Genomic DNA, 22,602 nt, shown 5'->3' on the forward strand with positions numbered 1-22,602 from the left:
TTGTTGGGTAAATGTTGCATTGTTCTGATTAGTTTTTTGGGAAGCTACGCAGCCGGTGAATTATATCAAACAGATATGTAACCGGTGAATTGAATTATCCTGCAAACAGGGGGATAGAGATGACGACTGCTTTTTTGAAATTGAAGATGGACGTTTTGAGGTATTCTGCTACACCATTGAAGATAGTCCTGAGCGTATTGTGATCCGGCATCGAGACAGGTGTGTCTCGCCGCTTTGTGCTTTGCCTGCATCCGCCTTCAGGCTTAACCATTTCTACTATTAAACTATTGAAATTGTGGAAGCCTCTCCAAGACCTGCCTGTTGTGCTTTTTTTGTTGCACTTTTTTTGACCTTACATGCCTGCACACCTGAGCCAGAGGGTGATCGGGCACCGATGCCGGACGGCTATCAGGATACTTCGCTACGATCAGATGCTTTTATGACAACTGTGCCAGAGCTGATAGGCCAGGTGATTGATGCTGCGATGAGGTGGGCCGTTGATGGATCGGAATCGGAGGAACCATGGCTACAGGGTGCTGTGGTGGCCCATGACAAAAAGCTCCAAACCATCAGTGTTGATTTTGGGGCTGGAGGAGCCTGGGCCGGAGATGTGTGGCGAGGTGGGTTACTGTTGATTAACTACACTGATCTGCGACTGGTTGATGAAGCGACTTACAACATATCTTTTCATGATTTCCAGGTGGATCACGTATTGGTTGAAGGGGCAGTGTCGGTCAGGTACCGGTCAGAGGGAGCACCAAAGGAAAGAAAATATGAGGTAAAATGGGAACAGGGAAGATTTACATGGCCTGATGGCACCTATGCCACCCGTCAATTGAACCAGATTAGAACCGTTCATCTTGGTCACCTCCCGATGCACAACACATATAGCTGGAAAGGAGTCGCTTCTGGTGTTAACCGGCATGGCTATGAGTATACCAGCATCGTTACGGCGCAGCTGAGCTTCAGGCGAACCTGCCTGGTGGTAGGCAAGGTTTTTCCTTCCTCAGGAAAGGTCGAAAGCACGATGAAAGGAGCTGGGTTAATTATTGATTATGGCGAAGGAGAATGCGATGACGACGTAAAGGCGACGATAAATGGCGAGATTTCGACAATGCAGCTTGATGATAATTTTTAACCTATTTCAATATTTTCTATAATTTTTTTAATCCCACATTAAACCTTTTCCTCCCGGCCTCATCAAAGCAGCAAACAAACTTCTATTAGATATGAATTTGCTAAAGAGATTGATGATGATGACAATGGTGGGAGGAACCATGGTGTGGTTGGCTTCCTGCAACAACGAAGAGGATGGTTTGAATGATGATGCTACTGCGTCGGCCTTCGAAGACGTGGCAGTAGACACTGAAGCATCGATGGATGTTGCTTTTGAGGACGTTGACAACGTGGTAGAAGCTGGCATTAATTACGACGAGGCCAGTGGTGGCAAGGTATTGCGTGATCCGCTGATAGAGTGTGCAGTAGTGACGCACGACCATGAAAACAACAAAGTGATTATTGACTACGGCGACGGCTGCGAAGGAGACGGTGGCAGAACAAGAAGTGGGAAGATTATTGTAACCTATAGTGATATCAGGTGGTTTGCCCCCGGAGCAACCAGAAGTGTCACCTTCGAAGATTTTTATATTGACAGTGTAAAGGTGGAAGGAGTTCGCACCATTACCAATATCACCGCCGATGAATCCAGCACACCTCAGTTCAAGACGCAGCTGGCAGGAGGTAAACTGACCTGGAACGACGGCACTTTTGCTACCCGGGATTCAGAGCACACCCGTACCTGGGCCAGGGCAGAAAATCCGGCCCAGGACGAGTCATTTGTGGAAGGTTCAGCCGAGGGCCAGAACAGAGACGGGGAAGCATACAGCAGCACCATCACTGAGCGACTTGTTTTCAAAAGACGTTGCGGTGCTCAGGGTTATTTCTTTCCGGTGTCGGGTGTGATTGAGACTGTTGCTCCAGGCGCAACGATTGTCATCGACTATGGCGATGGTGAGTGCGACAACCTCGCAGAGGTTACTATCAACGGAGAAACAAAGACAATAGAACTGGATGTGAGAGCGAGAAGGGAAGTAGTCAGAAGGAGGTTGAGAGACTAAGTGAGTGCGGACTTCAGTTTGAAGGGACTGGCCAATTGGTTAGTCCTTTTTTGCTTTAGAATATATAAACTACAATACAGGTAAATATTTTTAATCACCTCTTGCTCGCATGAAAAGTATTAACTACGTTTAAGGTAAATATAAATGCAATGGGAAAATATCAACTAGGAGAATTCGAAGAAGTAGTGCTGCTTACTGTGGCCATACTCTATGGAGAGGCCTATGGCATAGCCATTATTGAAGAGATGGAGAAAAGGCTTAACCGGTCGGTAAGTATAGGATCTTTGCAGACAGTGCTCCGTCGCCTTGAGAAAAAGGGCTTTTTGACTTCAGAGTTTGGCGAAGCCACGCAGGTGAGGGGAGGCAAGCGCAAAAGGTATTTCACTGTGACTCAATATGGGCGAAAGGTGATGGAGGAGATCAAAGAGCAGCGGCTGGGCATGTGGAGTGCAATACCGGAGGTGGCGTTTAAATGATTAATAATCGGGATCTAAAAGAACGCATTTTTACCCCAGCCCTAAAGGGGGAATGCATTCTTTTAAATCCAAAATCATCTATGAATTTTCAACCTCCGCTCCCTGCAGGGTAGGGGCCAACGGAGGTTGAAAATTTGAAACAGAAAATATTAAAGTGAGTGCTTTATACAAATACCAAGGATAGGTTTCTGTAAAAAGCACCATTTTGCCCCAACCCTAAGCCGGGCACCTCTAAAGGGAGCTGGCCCTTTTTCCAGAAATGACGATTGCTTAAAACAGAACGCATATGGGGGATAGCAGAAATATGTTTTATAATGCTTCTTCAACAATTTTCGAAAATGCAAAGGAGCTTCGTGCTAATCAGAGTTTAGCCGAAAAGCTGCTATGGGAAGAGCTTCGGGCCAACAAGCTGTTGGGACTTCGGTTTAAAAGGCAGCATCCTATCGGCACTTTCGTTGCCGACTTTTATTCCCACCCAGTCAGGCTAGTGATTGAAATTGACGGAGAGTATCATGATTTGGCTGAACAGATGGAATACGACGCTGGACGGACAGAAGAAATAGAGCAACTTGGAGTCAAAGTTATCCGATTTACTAATGCAGAAGTTGAAAGTAATATTAAATCAGTGATCGAACAGATAAAGACTATCTGCACTGAAAGACAATAGAGATGAATAACCAACCACCCAAACTCCCCCTCCGCTTCTTCCGCTGGTTCTGCCATCCGGATTACAGGGAAGATATTGAAGGGGATCTAGCAGAGCGGTTTGAGAAGAGGGTGGAGGAAAAAGGAGCATTTGCTGCCAAAGTCTTTTTTGCGCTGGAGGTTTTAAAGCTATTAAGGCCGGACATCCTACGGCCAATGGAAGGGGCACACCAACTAAACCATTACGGAATGCTGAAGAACCACATCAAGATTACACTTAGGTACCTGAAAAGCCATAAGGCATTTACCTTCATTAATCTGGTCGGGTTAACAACAGGTATTCTGGTCTGCTTTTTTGCCCTGCTGTTTGTGGAGTTTGAATTGAGTTATGACAAGTACCATGAAAATAGTGAGCAGATATACAGGCTTGTGACGGATGTGCAAACGCCCAACGGTGCCAGACTAGAGAGCTCATCGCTCCCCATGGCGCCGGCGGTAGCGGCCAATTTTCCAGAGGTGGCAGATTACGCCAGGGTGTTTCTGGACTACATGATTGTGCAATCCGACCCGGAGACTTTCATGCGGGAAGACCTGGCTTATGCCGATGCATCTGTTTTTTCAGTGTTCACGTTGCCACTGCTAGCCAGTAATTCGGCAACGGCACTCGACGCACCTTACGATGCGGTGCTTTCGGAAACTGCCGCTATCAAATACTTCGGTACGACCGACTGTCTGGGCAAGCAGCTTACGCTTGATGGAAGCACGAATGTGCATGTGGTAGGTGTGATGAAAGACATGCCTTACAACTCCCATTTCCGGACTGACATATTCCTTTCGATGAAGCTGCTCACAGAGGTTTGGAACCCGGGAATGAAAGACAACTGGAATGCTTTCGGTACCTACACCTATTTGCTCCTTCAAAACATGCCGACTATTGCCAGCTTTAACCAGCAGCTTACCGATCTTGTGGCAGGTAAGGTTGATAAAGAGCAGGCCACTTTTCACATGTCTGTTGAGCCTTTGACCGACCTGTATTTACGGGCTGAGGCCCGGGGATTCAGGACGGGATCATCAGTCACCGGTAGCATCAACAATGTTTACATTTTGGCGATAGTGGCGATGCTGGTGTTGTCTATCGCAGGCTTCAATTTTGTGAACCTGTCCACTGCACTTTCGCTCAACCGTGCCAAAGAAATCAGCGTGAGAAAGGTGTTGGGTGCTGCCAAACGCCAACTGTTGTTTCAGTTTCTTGCAGATGCTGTTTTTCTTTCGCTAGTGGCATTTGCTTTTGCACTTGTGTTGTTTGTATTGCTTTCTCCCTTTTTCAACCAACTGGTGGGCAAACCCATTAGTACTAATATCTTCAATCACATAGAGTTTATTGGTAGTCTGTTGGCCCTTACCGTTGGTGTTGGGTTGCTTTCCGGTATTTATCCGGCTTTCTTTTTGTCAGGATTCGACCCGGTCGGTGGACTAAAGGGAAAGCTAAAGTCGGGCACCCACGGACACTTAATCAGGAAGTCATTAGTTGTTTCACAGTTCTTCTTTTCTGTGATGCTGATTGCGTCAACACTGGGTGTTTACAGGCAGCTTCAGTTCATGCAAAATAAAGATCTTGGCTATTCGAAGGAACAGAAGCTGGTGCTGGATTTTTACATGGACAAAAACATAAAGGAAAATGAGAAGATGGTCAAGCAGGAAATACTGGCTATACCAGGTGTTGCCGCCGTCAGTATGTCGTCGTGTGTGCCTGGAAAGACCTGTCGCAGATACAACTTCTTAGTGCCTGGGGCAGATGGCACGATAACCAGCTTTGTTTCAGATCTGTACCGGGTAGACTATGATTTTATCGACCAGTATGAGATGCAAATAGTGGCTGGCAGGGCTTTTCAGCAAGAGCTACAGTCAGATATTAGGAAAGCCATCATTCTCAATGAAACTGCTGTCAGCATCCTTGGCTATGCTGATCCTGCGGAGGTAATTGGTAAGCCATTTGACCAAAAAAACTGGTGGACGGGGACGGTCATTGGTGTAGTAAAAGATTTCCATTTCAAATCGCTGAAAGAGAAGATCGAACCTCTTGCCCTTCAGATAGATCCTTTGAGGTACATGTTCCTTACTTTGGATGTTTCGGGCAGCAATATGCACGACATCGTCGACAAGCTGGAGGACAAGTGGGCCGATTTTGGCCCCAAGCGGCCCTTTAGCTATTCTTTCGCCGACCAGGCTTATCAGGCTCAGTATCAATCGGAGGGGCGTTTTGGGAAACTTATCCTGATTTTTGCGTCCATCGCTTTGCTGCTATCAGTGCTGGGGTTGCTTGGTTTATCGGCATTGGATACCCAACAACGGGCCAAAGAAATTGGTATCAGAAAGATTTTGGGCGCTTCGCCAGCCAATTTACTGGGGCTGTTGTCAAAGGACTTTCTCCTTCTGGTGCTGATCGCTTCGGCCCTGGCTGTGCCTGTCACTTTCTTTGGGTTGAACAGCTGGCTGGAAGGCTTTGCCTACCGGATTGATGTGGCCTGGTGGCTTTTCGCTATTGCTATCTCTCTGGTGTTGGTTTTATCTATTGTGATCATCGCCAGTCAGGTGCTGAAAGCGGCACTTGCCAATCCTATCCATGCTTTGAGAGATGAATAAACACCAACCACCCAAATTCCCCCTCCGCTTCTTCCGCTGGTTCTGCCATCCGGATTATCGGGAGGATATTGAGGGTGATTTGATGGAAAGGTTTGAGGGGAGGGTGGAGGAGAAAGGAATAAGGAAAGCCAGGTGGCTTTTTGTGTGGGATGTTTTTCAATTACTAAAACCAGCGCTCATGAAACCAATAGCAGGTATACAGCAGATGTATGATGGTATGTTCTCTAACCATTTGAAACTAGCCTTTAGAGGCATGAAAAAGAACAAGGCGTTCTCAACGCTCAGTGTTTTGGGGCTCGGACTTGGCCTTGCCTGTACGGTCGGTATTTTCCTGTGGGTGGCCAATGAGTTGAGCTTCGATAGGTTTCATACCAAAGCTGACGGGATATTCCAGGTCGAGCTTATCCTTCGGCAGTATGAGAAAAGTGTGGTAACACCTGGGCCGCTGGCTGAAGCATTGAAGCGGGAATATCCGGAAGTCGTAAATGCCTCCCGGTATACTTTCCGCAGCGAGCCGGAAGTTGTTAAAACAGGAGACAAGCAACTCAATGGGAGGGGAGCAAAAACGGATGCAGCTTTTTTCAGCATGTTTGATTTCCCGTTTGCCTCGGGCAACAGCTTAGGGTTTTCAGGAAACTCCGTCATTGTTACACAGGCACTTGCTGACAGGTTATTCGATGGTGCTGACCCAATTGGGGAGTTGGTAACAGTGGGGAGCTCAGATACCTACCAGGTGTCAGCAGTTTTGGCTGATTTGCCACAAAATTCATCTTTCCAATTTGATTTTATCATCCCATTTGAGCAAGCCTCTTATCAGGACGAGAGCAGAGCCTGGGGTGCCTGGTTTTGCGCCACCTTTATTGAACTCGATGACAAATCCAGTGCCTCATCCTTACTTTCGAAATCAAACGGCCTCAAAACACTCTACGATAAAATTGAAAAGCCTCATTGGTCAAGTGAGCTGATAGCCCTGCCTGACATTTATTTCCACGAAAGGATGACGCCCTTTTTCCCGAGGAGTGGCGACATACGGTATGTGTGGATATTTTCTATTGCGGGCTTGCTGATCTTTGTTCTTACCTGTGTGAACTATATAAGCCTCACCACGTCCCGGTTTATTGGGCAGTTTCGGCAGGCAGGACTGGAAAGAATCCTCGGCGCCAATCGGTGGCATATCGTGCACCGGTATTTTGTGGAAGGCCTTTTGAATTTAATTCTCGGCAGCATTGCTGCAATCGTTCTGCTTGTGTTATTAGGAAGCTATTTTGGCATACCAATAGCAATTGTTGGTTCCGTTGTTAGCCGACGGGAAGTGATTGGCCTTATAATGGCATTTATTCTAACCATACTCCTCGTTATTTCAATTGTTCCGGCACTATTGATCAATTCGTCGAAGCCAATGGTAATGATTAAAAAAAACGGGAGCGAAAGCCTGGGTGGGTTTTCGCTGAGGAGGCCGCTTGTAGTGTTTCAGTTCTGCGTCAGTATTGCCATGGTCACAGGTACGCTGATCTTCCAAAACCAGCTGATGTTTATCCATGACCGAAACCCTGGCTACACAATGGAAAATTTGGTGACTGTAAGGATAGATGATCAGGCCAGAGACAACGTTGAAGCCTTGAAAAATACCCTGGGCCAGTCGCCCGATATAGCTACAGTTTCCCGCTCAACATTTGAGTACATCTACTTTGATATGCCGATTGGCGATTGGGAGGGAAAACAGGTGGAAGGTACCATAACTGTTAGGCCGATGGATGCTGATAGTGAATTTATTGAAACGTTTGGCATAGAAATAGTTGAAGGTAGGTTTTATGAAAAGGGCCATGCTGATGAGCAGTCGATAGTGATTAATCAGGAGGCCGCTGACCAAATGGGACTGACCTCACCAATCGGTAAAACTGTGAAATTGCCAAGAGGTCAGGAGGTGAAGATTATCGGCGTGGTCAAGAACTTCAATTACTGGGGCCTCACCAAAGCCATTGAACCGCTCTTCATTTTTTATGGAAACTCAGGTGATCTGTATATCAAGCTTACGGGTAACGACAACGGAAGGGCTTTGGCTTTCGTCCAGGAATCTTTTGAGCAACTGAACCCAAGCAGTGTATTCACCTATGAGTCTTTGACAGACAGGTACAAGGCACAGCATGCCAGCCATGAGCGAACAGGCGAAATCTTCTCCGGATTTGGTGCCATTGCGCTTATCATGTCATGTTTTGCGTTGCTGGCCATTATCACGTTTACGATAGAGCAAAAGACGAAAGAAATTGGCATACGAAAGGTTCATGGTGCGTCGCCAGCCCACATTGTCAGGCTGCTGATGAAAGACTTTCTGCTCTATGTGTCTATTGCGTTTTTGGTGGCAGCCCCGATCACCTGGGTTGGGATGGATAGCTGGCTTCAAATCTTTTCCTATCGTATTCAACTTTCATTCTGGCAGCTGCTTCCTGGCGGGTTTTTGGTGCTCGTTATTGCCACCTTGACGATCATTTTTCAGACCATAAAAGCTGCGCTCGCCAACCCAATACATGCTTTGAGAGATGAATAGGCACAACCCACCCAAACTCGCTCTCCGTTTCTTCCGCTGGTTCTGCCACCCGGATTACCGGGAGGATATTGAGGGGGATTTGTTAGAGCGATTTGACGGCAGAGCGGTCAAAAGAGGCCCGACAAAAGCCAGGTGGCTTTTTAGTCTTGACGTGATCAAACTTTTCAGACCAGCAATTATTAAACCCATAGGAGGGAGTTATCGCATGAATCAATTTGGGATGTTCAAAAACTACGTGAAGGTGGGCTGGCGCAGTATGTTGCGCCAAAAACTCTACGCCGCCATTAATGTGGGCGGATTGGCGCTTAGCCTCACCGCCTTTATTCTAATTTTTTTGTATGTCAGGCACGAACTGTCGTTTGACACGTTTTATTCTGACTCAAAAAGAATATACCGGACTTATCAACAACAAACATTCAACCCTTTTATGGGTAGCGATTACTTTGCCGTAATGCCAGCTGGGTTCGCTGAAACACTCATGAGTGATTTTCCGGAGGTGGAAGCGGCTACTTCGCTACAGGCACCAACCCGAATTATCACAATGGGAGAGGTTAGCTATCTGGAAAAGGGAATCTCTGCGGATCCTCAATTTTTTAAGGTGTTTGGCTTCAATTTTTTAAGAGGTGATGCGGAGAGCGCACTCTTGATTCCAGAAAGCATAGTGCTGACCGAGTCGCTGGCCCAAAAGCTTTTTGGAAGCGATGACGTTATGGGAACGTCGTTAACTTTGGATGGCCGAAAGGTTCAGGTGACCGCTATTATTCAGGATCCGCCTCTCAACTCCACGCTACAGTTTACGCATGTTTGGAGTCTTGAGGCAGACCAGTACTATTTGGACGATAAAGCAAAGGAAAAGTGGGAGGGAAATGCATTTTACTCTTTTCTGAAGGTGAAGGAAGGTGCCGATGCTGTTGGACTACAGGCCAAGATGCCGGAGCTTCTGAAACGACGATGGGCCTACGACGACTACCCGACTTACCTGATCCAGCCAATCACGGAATGGCATTTGCAAACGGCGGTCAATTTCGATCTTGGCCCCAGAGGAAACCCTGCGCAGCTGGCACTTTTTTCAATGATAGCTGCATTGATCCTGATACTTGCGTGCGTCAACTATATGAACCTGGCCATTGCCCGATCTATTGGCAGAGCAAAGGAAGTGGGGTTGCGGAAGGTAATTGGCGCTCACAAATGGCAGCTAGTGATGCAATTCCTTGGTGAGTCGGTATTTGTTACTCTCGCTGCGTTGGCAGTGGCTGCACTATTGCTACCGGCCTCTTTGCCATACTTCGGGCAGATGGTGGACAGGATGCTGGTGTTCAACATGGGAGACTTTATTATGCTAGCCCCCGGTTTGTTGCTGTTGGTTATCATTGTAGGTATACTATCCGGCAGTTACCCGGCCTTGTTTATGTCGTCGCTTGCACCAGTAAAGGTGCTGAAAGGGAAAATGAATGCGTCGGCTTCTGGCATTCGCCTGCAAAAAGGTTTGATCATCGGGCAGTATGCTATTTCTGTTGCCATGATTATCTGTAGCCTTGTGGCTTATGCTCAGTTTAAGTTCATTAGCGAAAAGGAACTTGGATTTGAAAAAGAGCATGTTTTTACCATCAGGTCTTATGATGGTAATGTAAGAGACAGCTTTGAGGCCATAAAAGCAGACTGGCTGGCAAATCCGAAAGTGGTGGCCGTCACTATTTCTCAGAACCTTCCGACTAATGTAGAGCAGAGTAACGTGGTTAGCCTGAAGGAGGAAGGGAAAGAGACTGATTATGATCATACCATTTATCAGCTGAGAACCGACGAAAACTACCTGAAAGTATTTGGCATGGAGCTGATTGCAGGAAGGACGTTGTCACCTGAGTATGCGCTTGATCAATCCTCCAAAAATATTGTTGTGAACGAAGCGGCCTGCCGGGAGTTTGGGTGGTCTGTTGACGAAGCGGTGGGAAAGACCTTTACATCTGGCTGGGAGGGTGACAAGACCATTGTGGGGGTGATCAAGGATTTTCACATGCATTCAATGCACATGACGATTGCCCCGCTACTGGTAGAACTGAAGGAGAATTTCCGCTACATTTCTGTAAAGGTTATGCCAGGAGACCTTCCTGCAACCGTGGTTTCTCTGGAGGAAACATTTCGTAAATACTCTTCCCTTCCCTTCGACTACGAATTCCTGGACGATAATTTTGATAAACTTTATAAGGCAGATATTCGACAGGGCGAAATATTTGGCTTTTTCACCGTAATAGCGCTTTTGATAGCCTGCCTCGGTCTGTTTGGCCTTGCGGCCTTTAGTACGCAGCAACGTGCCAAAGAGGTGGGCATACGTAAAGTTCTGGGAGCCAGTACGGCCCATATTGTTTCGCTGTTTGCTTTCAGGTTCATCAAGATGGTGACAATCGGCTACCTGATAGCTTTACCGTTCGGTTGGTGGTTAGTTGACCAATGGCTGCAAGGTTTTGCCTATCGGATTAGTGTGCATTGGTGGATGCTCGTGCTTCCCGGTCTGGCGGCGTTGGCAGTGGCTTTTTTGACCATTAGTTCTCAGTCGGTAAAAGCAGCTTGGACCAACCCGGTAGATGCGTTGAGGACCGAGTAACCTTACACCACCCGCCTTTATTAGGGTGGCTAGATCACTTTTTTTAGCGCATAGTCATCAAATTTTCAGGCTTTACGCCCTTTAGGCGGGGATAAAAAAGCCTGAAAATAGAGTAATACTATTTAAAATAGCAGGCTATTCGAAACAAGCCGTTGGACGTATTGTGATCGGAGTGATCAACCCCGATTGATAAGCATCCTGTCCAGATAAGCAGGTTCCTGCATTTGCGGGTTTTTAAAGAAAGTGAGAAGGAGGTGACGGAGCAGGTCGGTGCCGAAGCTCACTACGTCAATTTTCTTTTTGGGATAAAAACTGATCTTTCTCTCTTTGCCGTTGAGGTGACTGCTTCCTTTCAATATGTTTAACTTGTATTTGTACAAAGCTTCCACCACCTTAAAAATATCGTTGGCCTCTTTTCTGGAAAATGGGGCTATCTGTAATAATGAACCCAGCCGCATCGACAGCTTGTACACCGGGTCACCATGTACCTCGTCGAGCAACAGGGCTTCAAGCGCCGTCAGAATGTCAATCATGCTTTCGGGTGCCTGATCATTGAGGTAGATGCTGTTCAGCTTCTGCACACCCACTTCCAGGCTTTTTCGTCCACCTTTCGAAAGTAACTTGTAAATGTCCGCTATGTCCTGGATGTCTTTTTCTTTCATCTTGGGCGGTGCCTGCTTCCATTTCTGGTTGAGGAAAGAAGCTGGAAAGTTGTGTTGTTCTATCGGGAGGCAGGGAACCAGGTCGGCCGCCCATTGATCGGCCCAACCCGCAGGGAACACCAATAGCTGCCCATAGCCAGTTTCTTCTCCCGCTACCATCCGCAGTGAGCCCATGAGGTAATCAAGGTGGTCAAAGATGTCAGAGAAAGCATTGGGGTCATTGAGGAAGTCGTTTCTGGCATCAAGCGAGGTGTTGTCAACCACCCAATCGTTAAATACCAGCGCATGGGTGGCTGAGGCAAATACCTGCTGCAGCTTGGAGTTGAGATGCCTGCCAAAATAAGCCTTGCTTAGCTGACGTGCATCGTCGATTTGTTGTAGCTGTAGGCCCGGGCCCAGCTCTACCTCGCCAACGGGAAAGTGAAGAAACAGGATGGGCACCCACACATCTACTTTCAGCTCGTTTTTTGACCAGGCGCTGTACCACGTCTGAAATACTGGCTCAAACGCTTTTTCATGATAGTCGAGCTTCCCATATGTATGCGCATAATGATCGATCAGGTCAGCAATGAAAAAGTAAGTATGATAGTTTCTTGCCACTTCTTCATTGTTGGTCAGGCCATAGAACGCTACATACTCCTTGCTGTTGAGCAGCGCCTGCTGCAAGGCCTTCCATGACTGGATGTCGTTGTATCGATTGCCTTTCAGGAAAAGGTTACTGTACTTTATTTTAGCAACAGACGAATAGCTAAAGTCGGGGAGTCCGTTTTTTGACCACTGCAAAAAGGGAAACTGTTCGTAGAATGAGAAAGGATCGGAGATTTCCTCCTGTTCTACCCGCTCCTCCTGATAGCGGAGGATGGATAGCCCATCTTCAACGGCCTTTTTTAACAGCTCTTTGATCTCTTTCTCGCTCATGATCCCACACTCTTCTCTTTTCGCATCAGCTCGTACTTCCTACTGTTTTCGAGCCAGATTCGAACATATGATAAATTTAGGCTTGCCAGAAGACAAAACCAATGCAGACGGTGCTGATGTTGAAAATTAATGAATTATTGACAGGCCACAGATGTTTATTGCGTGTGGAATATCTAACTTTTAGCATTAATTTTTTTGATCATGATAAAGGAGCTGCTTTTACCATTCGATTTTTCTGACAACTCGAAAACAGCGTTGCATTTTGCCCTTTCACTTCAGCAAAAATTGAAAGCGCATATGAACCTCATCCATACGCTTGAGGTGCCCTACGACTTCGCATCCCGGCAGGAGGAAAACAAAAAGGCCATGGAAAAGCAGGCCCGAACCCAGCTAAAGGCCCTGGTTGAGGAGCTTTATCAAACCAGCACTTCTGCCGATGACTTGAACCTGGACATGCATATCCTGGAAGGAGAGCTTTCGGAGGGCATACTGAGAGCCACCAGGCAGTACTCTGCGGACATGGTGCTGATGCCTACCATGGGCGCCAGCGGACTTAAACGATTTTTCCTGGGCAGCCGTACGGCTGATGTGATACACAAGTCGGTCAAGCCAGTTTTGGTGATTCCCCCGAAAGCTGACTTTGGAAAGCTGAAGAACCTGGTTTTTGCTACAAGCCTGAAGGACAAGGATATTGCCCTGCTGGAAAGCGTGGACGACCTGGCTGGCAAGCTTGGACTGGGTATTGTGATTGCTCACATCAAAGAAGAGGAGACAAAGGACTTTGAGCTGAAATGGAGAGGCATGAAGGACTTTGCAGGGGAAAAAATCTTTCAGGCCGACGTAAGCTACTATTCAAGTAACTACGACGACTATTTCGAAGGCATTGAGCACTACCTGGGCAAAAATCCCGGGAGCCTGCTCGTGATGCGCAGAAGCGCAAGATCAACCATCAAAGACCTGTTCAGAAAGAGTCATACGGAAGATGTGGCGTATCACGCCAATGTGCCGATGCTGGTGTTTTAGTATTGTTTTGAGTGTTAACGCAGAGTAGCCAATAGTTGGGAGGAATTTGTAAATTCAACCCCAAACTTTACAGCCTATGCGCCTACTGATTCTCTTTTTCTTCGGCCTGAGTGTCCAGGCTTACGGTCAGGTCAAACAACTCCCGTTAAAAGTATCCGACAACCAGCGCTTTCTGGTTTATTCCGATGGCAGCCCCTTCTTTTACCTGGGCGACACCGCCTGGGAGCTATTTCACAGGCTCAATCGTGAAGACACTGACTATTACCTGCAAAAAAGGAAGGAGCAGGGGTATACAGTGATCCAGGCCGTGGTGCTGGCTGAGCTGGACGGACTGAACACGCCCAATGCGCAAGGCAACAAACCGTTGGTTGACAATGATCCCACCAAGCCCAACGAGGCCTACTTCAAAGATGTGGATTGGGTGATCCAAAAAGCGGCTGAAATGGGACTATTCATCGGACTGTTACCAACCTGGGGCGACAAGCTTTTTAAGAATAACTGGGGGACAGGGCCCGAGATATTTAACGAGAAGAATGCCGCCATTTACGGCGAATACATTGGCAAGCGGTACAAAGACCAATGGAACATCATCTGGATATTGGGTGGCGATAGAAACCCCAGAAACGAAGCAGATGTAGCCGTGTGGAATGCCATGGCAGAGGGCATTGCAAAAGGTGTGGGAGGGTACGACAAAGGTCTGATGACCTACCATCCGCAGCCGCACCAAAACGGCGGTTCGTCTACCTGGTTTCACCGGGAGCAGTGGCTCGACTTCAACATGCACCAAACGGGCCACTGCTATGAAAACAACCGCCATGAAAAAATAACCTGGGACTATAACCTGGCCCCTACGAAGCCTACACTCGACGGAGAACCTCTTTATGAAGAGCATCCCCTTTGCTTTAACCTCAAAGAGCACGGCGTGTCCAATGCCGACAACGTGCGAAAGCTGGCTTACTGGCAGGTGTTTGCCGGTGCGGCAGGGCATACCTATGGGTGCCATGCAGTGTGGCAGATGTACGATAAAGGTCGGGAGCCAGTGAACTCGCCACAACAGACCTGGAAGGAGTCGCTGGAGCTGACCGGAGGCAGGCAAATGGGCTATGTGCGGAAGCTGATCGAGTCGAGGCCTATGCTGGAGCGCATTCCCGACCAGTCGATGGTGCTGGGAGAGAACGACCCCATGGAAGGTTACTACATCAGCGCCAACCGGTCGTCGAAAGGTACTTTCGCTTTTGTTTATACCCCTTTTGGCAGAGTACTTAACCTGAATACTACCAATCTGAAAGGAGGCTCGCTGAATGTGAGCTGGTTTAATCCCCGCACCGGTGAAATGACCACTGCCGTGAAAATGGAAAAGCAACCCGAGATGGCCTTCATGCCGCCCTCCAAAGGAGAAGGCATGGACTGGGTGCTGGTGCTGGATGCGGCGGAGTAATCAGTCGGTTGCATTACAGCAAAAGCCTGCACAAAGCCGTCGAATGGGGCGATAGCGCAATGAGAAAGCCCCCGAATCTACCACCGGGCAGACCATGTGTTTTGCTGTGTGAATCCGTTTCAGTTCCGGGTTCCACCTCGGCTCATTCCTGTTTCTGAAATGCCCGCACTTTGTGATAGCATTAACAAAAATAATTTACCATCGAGATGATATTGTTGTGGTAACTGCTAGCGTATTAGGGATTTGAGCCTATTTCTTATGTTACCAAAAGTTAAGAGAATCAGATGCAGGCAGACAATATAAAGTGTGATGCAGGTTCGCTATCTCTAATTTTACAATAGGGGAATGATGAATGCCGGTGAGAGTGGTTGATTTCTGTATTTTAATATATAGCTAAATAATTATTATTAGGTAAATATATTTGATCCGTTTTGTATATTCGTTCGTTTTAATCGACTACTGATTCAACTAGCAAGAGAAAATCGTTGATGATGTGCTTCTCTGAAATGGAGAAAATTCAATCGATATAATCAAAAGACATTTTTTATGATAAAATATTCAGCTTCGAAACTTTTAGGCCTGTTCATCTTGATTGGTGTTATTACAGGATGTGGCGGCGATGATTCAGGGGAACCTCATGGCGTGGGAGAAATCAGTTTCAGTCCAAAATTTGATCAGCAGGCTGGAAACGGAAGAACATTGGACCTGAGCGATGCCGCTTTTATTTTGATTACGATCAAAAAGGATGATGGTTCATCGACTCCGTATTCAACGTCTAAAATAGAGCTGTACCAGTTGGACGGTGAATTCATTAGCCAAAAGATTAGCCTTCCGGTCGGCAGTTATTCCTTGACTGAATTCTTGGTGTTGGATGCCGATAACAATATAATATATGCGACTCCCGAAGAGGGCTCTCTTCAGGCGCAAAATGTAGGTGATCCACTACCGATTGAGTTTGTGATAAGTCGGGACGAAATTCTCGACTTGCAGGTGGAAGTAGTGTCAACCGAAGATTTGGAACTTGAAGACTTTGGCCTGGTTGGGTTTGACTTGTCTTTGGTGAACCTATTCAGATTTTATATTAATGTGTCTGAAAAGGGCAAAATTGAGCAGCTTTTAAGTGCAGAATTAACAGCAGAGAGCGACGCTTTCTTGTTTCATCAGCATGTCGAACCCGTCGCTAATAATTCAATCGTAATCAGAGATGGATACCCTACTTATGAGCTGACAATAGAACGAGAAGGATATGCCACTTTCAATTACACTTTTACCAGAGACAGTTTGGCGCATTATGAATCAAGTCCGTTGACTGTTGAGTTGGTGTTGGATGTGTCTTCCGGGTTCTTTATCGATAGTGGACAGGAGTTAGGTAGTTCGCAAAGCCAAAATGTGGCGCTGGGAGATTTGGATGGTGATGGCGACCTGGACGCCTTCGTGGTAAATGTAGGACAACCCAACAAGATTTGGGTTAATAATGGTGATGGCTCGTTTACCGACAGTGGTCAGTTATTAGGAACTTCGAACAGTTATGCCGTAGCCTTAGGTGACCTGGATTCAGACGGAGATTTAGATGCCTTTGAGGTAAACAGCACCCAACCGAACAAAATATGGACGAATGACGGTAGTGGCAACTTCACAGACAGCGGACAGGAACTGGGAATTGAAAAGAGTTTGGGTGTTGCACTTGGAGACCTGGATGGAGACGGGGATTTGGATGCATTTGTAGCAAACGATCTTCACCCCACATTTAATACAAAAAGTAACAAAGTGTGGATCAATGACGGATTTGGCTCGTTCACCAACAGCGGTCAATCTCTGGGAAGTTCGAGAAGCAACGATGTTGCACTAGGCGATTTGGACGGAGATGGCGACTTGGATGCTTTTGTTGTTAATTACCAGGAACCTGATAGAGTCTGGCTTAATGATGGAAATGGCGCATTCACAAATAGCGGCCAATCATTGGGAAACTCTAATAGCTTTGACGTTTCTTTAGGCGATTTAGATATGGATGGCGACCTTGATGCTTACGTGGTTAATAACTCCCAACCTGATAAGGTGTGGTTCAATAACGGAAATGGAACCTTCACGGAAAGCAGCCAGTCATTAGGTGGCTCAACTAGCCGAAATGTATCTTTTGGTGACCTGGATGGCGATGGAGACCTCGATATTTTTGTGACAAATTACTTTAACAGTGTGGTATGGCTCAATGATGGAAATGGATTCTTCACCGATACTGGGCAGTCTTTGGATGGCTCGACCATTGTCGGGGGCTCCCTTGGTGATTTAGATGGAGATGGAGATTTAGACGCTTTTGTTGTGCATGGAAATAATATGCCTAACAAAGTGTGGATCAATCACTGATCTTATGAGGCATCTTTTACAATTTGAATAGCCATCAAAATCAGAATGGAAGAAATGCAGCTAAAGCAGAAAGATTTGGTAGGCATCATTGGCGGGAAAAGTAGGGTGTCCGAAATTCTTAACAGAAAGAAGAAATTGACCGTTGAGATGGTGAGAGTCCTTGCGGAGCGGCTCAACCTTTCCGCCCAAATTCTTATTAACGATTATAATTTGACAAAATAATCCCCTGGGCAACAGCATTCGGATCCAGCTCTCAGACTTTCACTCCCCCAATCGGCAACTCATACGACCTCTTCCCGCTCGCCCGGTATACCGCATTGGCAACGGCAGCACCGGAGGGAGGCATCGACACCTCGCCGCCACCTTCAGCTGGTAAGTCGGGCCGGTCGATGAGGGCTACTTCTACTTCGGGAATGTCGGCAAACCGGAAGATAGGGTAGGTGCTCCAGTCGGTGCTGGTGATTTCTCTGGAGCGATCGCCCCCATTCACCAGTTAGTAGTTATAGCCAACTTTCAGTAAAACCCGATGAAGGTTCTCTTTTTAAGAACTTATTGTGTAGTTTTACTGTATCTCAATGTGAATGGAGCGAATTTTTGCTAAAAGTACTTTACGGGAATACTGGGAAAAACATGCCGATGCGGAGCAACACCTTAAAACATGGTATGACACCGCCAAAAATAGCAATTGGAAAACCCCAAATGATGTAAAGAACACCTATGCAAATGCCAGCGTGCTGAGAAGCGAGCGAATTGTATTCAATATCAAAGGCAACGCTTATCGGCTGGTGGCAAAATTCAATTTTGAGAAACAATGGATATTCATTCGGTTCATAGGCACACATGCTGAGTATGACAAGATTGACGCTAATAGTATTTAATCAATAGCCATGGAACTAAAGCTTATTAAAACAGAGCAGGATTATCAAAAAGCACTCGAAAGACTTGATGAGATTTTTGACGCAAAAATAGGAACACCTGAGAGTGATGAAGCTGATATCATCGGTCTTTTGGTGGACGAGTACGAAAAAAAACATTATCCTATTGAAGCGCCGGATCCCATTGAAGCCATCAAAATCAGGATGGAGGAAATGCAGTTAAAGCAGAAAGATTTGGTGGGCATCATTGGCGGGAAAAGCAGGGTGTCTGAAATTCTTAACAGAAAGAAGAAATTGACCGTTGAGATGGTGAGAATCCTTGCGGAGCGGCTTAACCTTTCCGCTCAGCTTCTGATCAGTGACTACAATTTGATAAAATAAGGGCTCTGGCGATCAAATTCAGGGCCAGTTGTCACACTTTCCCCACCCTCACCGGCAACTCATACACCCTTTCCCCACTGGCTCGATACACCGCATTGGCAATGGCTGCGCCTGATGGGGGCATCGACACTTCGCCACCACCTTCAGCCGGTTCATCAGGTCTGTCGATGATAGCCACTTCTACTTCCGGTATGTCGCCAAACCGGAAAATAGGGTAGGAGTGCCAGTCAGTGCTGGTGATTTCTTTCTCATTAAAGGTCACTTCTTCCATGATCGTCCAGCTGGCAGCCTGGATCATTCCGCCTTCAATCTGGTTGGTGAGGCCATCCACGTTGATCACTTCGCCCACATCTACAGCAGCCCACATTTTCTTTACCTGCACTTTGCTCGTGGCTTTATCCACCTTCACTTTTGCAGCCACAGCGGCATAGGCTGCAGTGTTTTTGTAGCGACTGAAAGCATAACCTATTCCCTCATCTTCACTTACAGTAATCCCGGAGGTGAGTTCCTTAATTTTTTGGAGGACGGCGATGGCTCGCTCGTCTTCCAAATGGGCTATCCGAAAGACAAGCGGATCTTTGCCTGCCTTTTCGGCCAGCTCATCCATGAACGATTCGATAGAGAAGATGGTGGTATAAGCACCCAAGCTTCTCAGAGAGGACACCCGCAACGGGCCGTCGAAGAAAAAGGCATTGACCTGCATGTTGGGGGTACTGTAGTACGGATCGGCATTTCGGTGGCCACCTCCCAAATAGCCTCTGGATTTCATTTGAACCGGATCGTTGATGTACCGGGCGTCCAACAGCGTGCCGGCATCCCCGTTGGGTCGGCAACTATGGCTGTCGGTCCACACGTCGGATTTCCAGGCACTGATATTGCCGGATGCATCTAAGCTTGCTTCCACTTTCATGATCATCGCCGAGCCATAGGGCTCCCAGGTTTGTTCATCGGTTCTTGACCACTGCACCCGCACATGCTTGCCGGGAAGTTCCAATGCCAGCAGAGCCGCATCTGCCGAGGCATCATCTGCCGTGCTGTGTCCATAGCATCCTGCCCCTGGTATACCAATGATATGGATGTCATCTACCTCCATGCCTAGCATCGCTGCTATGCCATTTCGCATCGGGTAAATACCCTGGCTGTGCGACCAGATATGCAGGACGTCGCCGTCGTACATGGCCACAGCACAGGCAGGCCCCATGGAGGCGTGCTTCAGGTAAGGCTTGCGGTAGGTGGCTTTCAGAGTTTGACTGCTTTTGAAGGCTGAATCTATATCCCCATCATTCCGGATGTTTTTGGGTGCCTCCGCAATGCTTCGGATATGGTTGTACAACTCCTTTTGTTCAGGAAGCGAGGTGTTGTCTTCCCACTCGGCATGTTCTCTCAGGTATTGCTCAGCTTTTACTGCCTGGTATTCCTTTTCGGCAATCACGCCAATAAAGCTGCCATTTACCACGGTCTTGATCACTCCTGGAATAGCTGTGGCCAGGCCCGACTCATCCACTTTTGCCAATTGGGCCTTGTAGCCAGATGGCCGCACCACACGAGCATGCACCATGCCTGGAAAACGTAAATCCTGCACGTATACCTGCTCGCCTCGTACCATTTTTTCAATGTCAGTACGTGGCACTGCTTTACCCACATACTTGTGCTCTGCTTTGCTTTTGATCTTGACTGGCGTAACGACTTCCATGTCAATTTGAGTTCCCTCCAGTATCTCTGCGAAGCTCAACGATTGATGGCTTCTTTTGGCTTTGACGGTTCCGTTGTGTAGCAGAAGATCATCCTCTGTTGTATTGAATTTGGCACTGGCCAGATTCAGCAATTTTTGCCTTGCCGTGGCGGCTGCATACCTCACCGACATGGCACTGTTAGGCACGGAGCCGCTTCCGGCCGTATACCCTTCATCCGGAGTCAATCCTGTTTCTGCCAAATGCACTTCCACCATGTCCAGTTCCATGTCCAGCTCTTCGGCGGCTACCTGCCGGATGGCCGTGCGGATACCCTGACCCAGCTCTACTTTGCCGGATAGCACCCTGATGCGCCCGTCTTCCAATACCTGTAGCCAGGCGTTTACGGTTTTTGCACCCCGCAGGCTGCCCGGAAGCCCTCCTTCGTAGTCTACCCGGGCGGCGATAACTGGGTCGGGCTCCGTGATGCAAGAGGTGAGAAAGGGAAACCCTACGCTGATGTAGCCGATTTGCTGGAGAAATTTTCGTCTGGAGGTGCTGGTTGCTTCTGTCATGGCTACTGAATTATCAGCTTCTGGCTGCACGTTTTACCGCTTTGATGATCCTCGTGTGGGTGCCGCAGCGACACAAGTTAAATTGTAGGGCTTCCCGTATGGCGGTGTCATCGGGCTGAGGATTTTTGCTCAGTAAGTCCACCGCTGCCATCACCATGCCGTTCAGGCAGTAGCCGCACTGGGCTGCCTGCTCCTTTACAAAGGCCTCCTGCACCACATGAAGTTTTCCGTTGTTGTCTGCCAGCCCTTCAAGCGTAGTAATTTCAGTATTGCCGATGGAGGAAACCGGTAGCATGCAGCTTGTGGTAGCCCGTCCATCCAGCAGCACCATACAGGATCCGCATTGCGCAAGGCCACAGCCAAACTTTGGGCCGTTGAGTGCCAGGTCATCCCGGAGCACATAAAGCAGGGGCGTGTCTGGCTCCGTATCTACGGTTTTCTGCGAACCGTTAATGTAAAGGGTGAATTGGGGCATCGTGTCTCTGGTTTGATTTCTAAGATAGGGAAATGAGGGTTGAATAAAAATGAGGGACTGACATACGGTTGTCATTGACGTGCAATACACTCGCCAAAAAAGATACTTATGAACGACTTATTAAAAATTCGTAACGCTGTCATCGTAGGGATGGTGCCTGCCTTACTGGAGGGATTGTTGATTTATTCGGTGGAGCCACAAACCAGCCTATGGGTGATCGCCCGTTCGGTGTTGGCGTGGTTCGGCTTTGGTTTCGTTGTCTACCTGATAGACAAAGGTCAAAAAGTAATGCTGCATTCAGTGTTGCTCACCGTGCTCTTATGCCTGCCCTGGTATATTGCCGAAACCGTAGGGACGGGTACGCCGGAGCATTTGGCACCGCTGGTGGTAGCCAGCGTTGCGATGGGTGCTATTATCGGGCTTGTTTGCCGACAGCTTTCTTTGAAAGTGTAAGACTCACAGCTTGTTAACCACTTCTCTGGCCATCTGGTGGAAATTGTCAAGAGAAGTGTGAGCTGTGATTTTGTTCACTTTCAGGCGAAGCACTTTCGGCCCTTTGCGGACCAGGATGAGGAGAAAATTCTGTCCGTCGCTAAGAAAGTAGGCTTCATCGCCCAGGTCGTTGATAACGCTGACATTTCCGAGATTTTGATTGCCGGATAGGATGTCAGAGTAGGTTTTGTGAGCTGAGGAAACTTCGTTGTAGCTTTCTATCATTACATAAAGGGCACCTGTTTTGCCGGTTTTTTCATCGGCGGAGTCGGCTACATAGGTGCACCTGAGCACCCCTGCGTTGGCCTCCTCCGTCCAATGGCTATCACCGAAATGGGCAGCTTCGCCCAGTACTCTTTCTGCATCGGCAACTTCCATCAAACCGGTTATGTACAGTGAATCGGCGGCCAGTTTATCCAAAGTGGTGTAGTCTGCAGGAACCATGACATAAGCAGTACTTGCCTGTATACCGATCAACAAGATAACCACAACGGCTGAGATGGTTGTTATCGTCCTTTTCATGGCTGTTGGAATAAGATGGGTCTGCGTGAGAAGTTTGCGCTTCCTACAACATAAGGTAGCGTATTTCTGTGACTAATGAAATAGGGTTCGTCGCTTACCTGCTTTCACCTCTTCTTTCCAATAGTCAACTATTCTTGGCGACCACGGAGAAATTTTTGTAGTTTTTATCCATCAGAGTGAGAATT

The 22,602-nt window shown here is 47.5% G+C and carries 20 protein-coding genes; 14 read left to right on the forward strand and 6 right to left on the reverse strand.

The annotated features are described in order from the left end of the window. Window positions 1-94: 94 nt before the first annotated feature. Entirely contained in the window at window positions 95-271 is a 177-nt protein-coding gene (locus RIF36_RS02440) for a hypothetical protein (RefSeq protein ID WP_350076767.1), read from the reverse strand. A 24-nt stretch (window positions 272-295) separates the two neighbouring features. On the opposite strand from RIF36_RS02440, the gene RIF36_RS02445 reads away from it, so the two are divergent. The 7 genes from RIF36_RS02445 to RIF36_RS02475 all read left to right on the forward strand — a co-directional run bounded on the left by RIF36_RS02445 (window position 296) and on the right by RIF36_RS02475 (window position 11,025). Continuing rightward, window positions 296-1,138, forward strand: a complete 843-nt coding sequence (locus RIF36_RS02445; RefSeq protein ID WP_350076769.1) for a hypothetical protein — start codon at window positions 296-298, stop codon at window positions 1,136-1,138. 91 nt (window positions 1,139-1,229) lie between these two features. Continuing rightward, window positions 1,230-2,117, forward strand: a complete 888-nt coding sequence (locus RIF36_RS02450) for a hypothetical protein (protein ID WP_350126688.1) — start codon at window positions 1,230-1,232, stop codon at window positions 2,115-2,117. Between the two features lie 149 nt (window positions 2,118-2,266). After that, entirely contained in the window at window positions 2,267-2,593 is a 327-nt protein-coding gene (locus tag RIF36_RS02455; RefSeq protein ID WP_350076773.1) for a PadR family transcriptional regulator, read from the forward strand. A gap of 286 nt (window positions 2,594-2,879) precedes the next feature. Continuing rightward, complete coding sequence (locus RIF36_RS02460; RefSeq protein ID WP_350126685.1) at window positions 2,880-3,260, forward strand: endonuclease domain-containing protein; 381 nt, start codon at window positions 2,880-2,882, stop codon at window positions 3,258-3,260. Window positions 3,261-3,262: 2 nt separating this feature from the next. Beyond that, on the forward strand, window positions 3,263-5,881 hold the full coding sequence (locus RIF36_RS02465; RefSeq protein ID WP_350126682.1) for an FtsX-like permease family protein: 2,619 nt from the start codon (window positions 3,263-3,265) through the stop codon (window positions 5,879-5,881). After that, a complete protein-coding gene (locus RIF36_RS02470) occupies window positions 5,874-8,426 on the forward strand; it encodes an ABC transporter permease (RefSeq protein ID WP_350126679.1) in 2,553 nt (850 codons plus the stop codon). Before RIF36_RS02465 ends, RIF36_RS02470 begins: the two co-directional genes overlap by 8 nt. After that, window positions 8,419-11,025 carry an ABC transporter permease gene (locus RIF36_RS02475; protein ID WP_350126676.1) on the forward strand — a complete coding sequence of 869 codons (2,607 nt, stop codon included), beginning with the start codon at window positions 8,419-8,421 and terminating at the stop codon, window positions 11,023-11,025. Before RIF36_RS02470 ends, RIF36_RS02475 begins: the two co-directional genes overlap by 8 nt. Window positions 11,026-11,201: 176 nt before the next feature. Here the strand turns inward: RIF36_RS02475 and RIF36_RS02480 are convergent, their stop codons facing one another. Further along, window positions 11,202-12,605 (reverse strand): hypothetical protein, encoded by a 1,404-nt coding sequence (locus RIF36_RS02480; RefSeq protein ID WP_350126673.1) that lies wholly within the window; start codon window positions 12,603-12,605, stop codon window positions 11,202-11,204. A 201-nt stretch (window positions 12,606-12,806) separates the two neighbouring features. Between RIF36_RS02480 and RIF36_RS02485 the strand changes: the two genes are divergently transcribed. The 4 genes from RIF36_RS02485 (at window position 12,807) to RIF36_RS02500 (ending at window position 17,649) form a co-directional block, all read left to right on the forward strand. Further along, entirely contained in the window at window positions 12,807-13,628 is an 822-nt protein-coding gene (locus RIF36_RS02485; RefSeq protein WP_350126670.1) for a universal stress protein, read from the forward strand. 76 nt (window positions 13,629-13,704) lie between these two features. After that, window positions 13,705-15,066: a glycoside hydrolase family 140 protein gene (locus RIF36_RS02490; protein ID WP_350126667.1), complete on the forward strand. Its 1,362-nt coding sequence runs from the start codon at window positions 13,705-13,707 to the stop codon at window positions 15,064-15,066. A gap of 546 nt (window positions 15,067-15,612) precedes the next feature. After that, complete coding sequence (locus tag RIF36_RS02495) at window positions 15,613-17,427, forward strand: FG-GAP-like repeat-containing protein (RefSeq protein WP_350076786.1); 1,815 nt, start codon at window positions 15,613-15,615, stop codon at window positions 17,425-17,427. A 54-nt stretch (window positions 17,428-17,481) separates the two neighbouring features. Next, window positions 17,482-17,649: a helix-turn-helix domain-containing protein gene (locus tag RIF36_RS02500; protein WP_350076788.1), complete on the forward strand. Its 168-nt coding sequence runs from the start codon at window positions 17,482-17,484 to the stop codon at window positions 17,647-17,649. Between the two features lie 31 nt (window positions 17,650-17,680). Here RIF36_RS02500 and RIF36_RS02505 read toward each other — a convergent pair whose 3' ends face one another. After that, the gene (locus RIF36_RS02505; protein WP_350076790.1) at window positions 17,681-17,917 is read right to left on the reverse strand and encodes a xanthine dehydrogenase family protein molybdopterin-binding subunit; all 237 of its coding nucleotides are present in this window, start codon (window positions 17,915-17,917) and stop codon (window positions 17,681-17,683) included. A 91-nt stretch (window positions 17,918-18,008) separates the two neighbouring features. On the opposite strand from RIF36_RS02505, the gene RIF36_RS02510 reads away from it, so the two are divergent. Together RIF36_RS02510 and RIF36_RS02515 are read left to right on the forward strand one after the other, a co-directional pair. Beyond that, entirely contained in the window at window positions 18,009-18,305 is a 297-nt protein-coding gene (locus RIF36_RS02510) for a type II toxin-antitoxin system HigB family toxin (protein ID WP_350076792.1), read from the forward strand. Window positions 18,306-18,314: 9 nt separating this feature from the next. Next, window positions 18,315-18,683 carry a helix-turn-helix domain-containing protein gene (locus tag RIF36_RS02515; RefSeq protein WP_350076794.1) on the forward strand — a complete coding sequence of 123 codons (369 nt, stop codon included), beginning with the start codon at window positions 18,315-18,317 and terminating at the stop codon, window positions 18,681-18,683. 31 nt (window positions 18,684-18,714) lie between these two features. On the opposite strand, the gene RIF36_RS02520 is transcribed toward RIF36_RS02515, so the two are convergent. Further along, window positions 18,715-20,928 carry a xanthine dehydrogenase family protein molybdopterin-binding subunit gene (locus RIF36_RS02520; protein ID WP_350126664.1) on the reverse strand — a complete coding sequence of 738 codons (2,214 nt, stop codon included), beginning with the start codon at window positions 20,926-20,928 and terminating at the stop codon, window positions 18,715-18,717. Window positions 20,929-20,941: 13 nt separating this feature from the next. Then, the gene (locus RIF36_RS02525) at window positions 20,942-21,403 is read right to left on the reverse strand and encodes a (2Fe-2S)-binding protein (protein ID WP_350076798.1); all 462 of its coding nucleotides are present in this window, start codon (window positions 21,401-21,403) and stop codon (window positions 20,942-20,944) included. A 108-nt stretch (window positions 21,404-21,511) separates the two neighbouring features. On the opposite strand from RIF36_RS02525, the gene RIF36_RS02530 reads away from it, so the two are divergent. Further along, window positions 21,512-21,856 carry a hypothetical protein gene (locus RIF36_RS02530; RefSeq protein WP_350076800.1) on the forward strand — a complete coding sequence of 115 codons (345 nt, stop codon included), beginning with the start codon at window positions 21,512-21,514 and terminating at the stop codon, window positions 21,854-21,856. 3 nt (window positions 21,857-21,859) lie between these two features. Here the strand turns inward: RIF36_RS02530 and RIF36_RS02535 are convergent, their stop codons facing one another. Continuing rightward, complete coding sequence (locus RIF36_RS02535; RefSeq protein WP_350076802.1) at window positions 21,860-22,417, reverse strand: hypothetical protein; 558 nt, start codon at window positions 22,415-22,417, stop codon at window positions 21,860-21,862. Window positions 22,418-22,602 lie beyond the last annotated feature (185 nt).

The sequence above is a fragment of the Imperialibacter sp. genome, from assembly GCF_040222815.1.
In the GTDB taxonomy this organism is placed as follows: Bacteria; Bacteroidota; Bacteroidia; order Cytophagales; family Cyclobacteriaceae; genus Imperialibacter.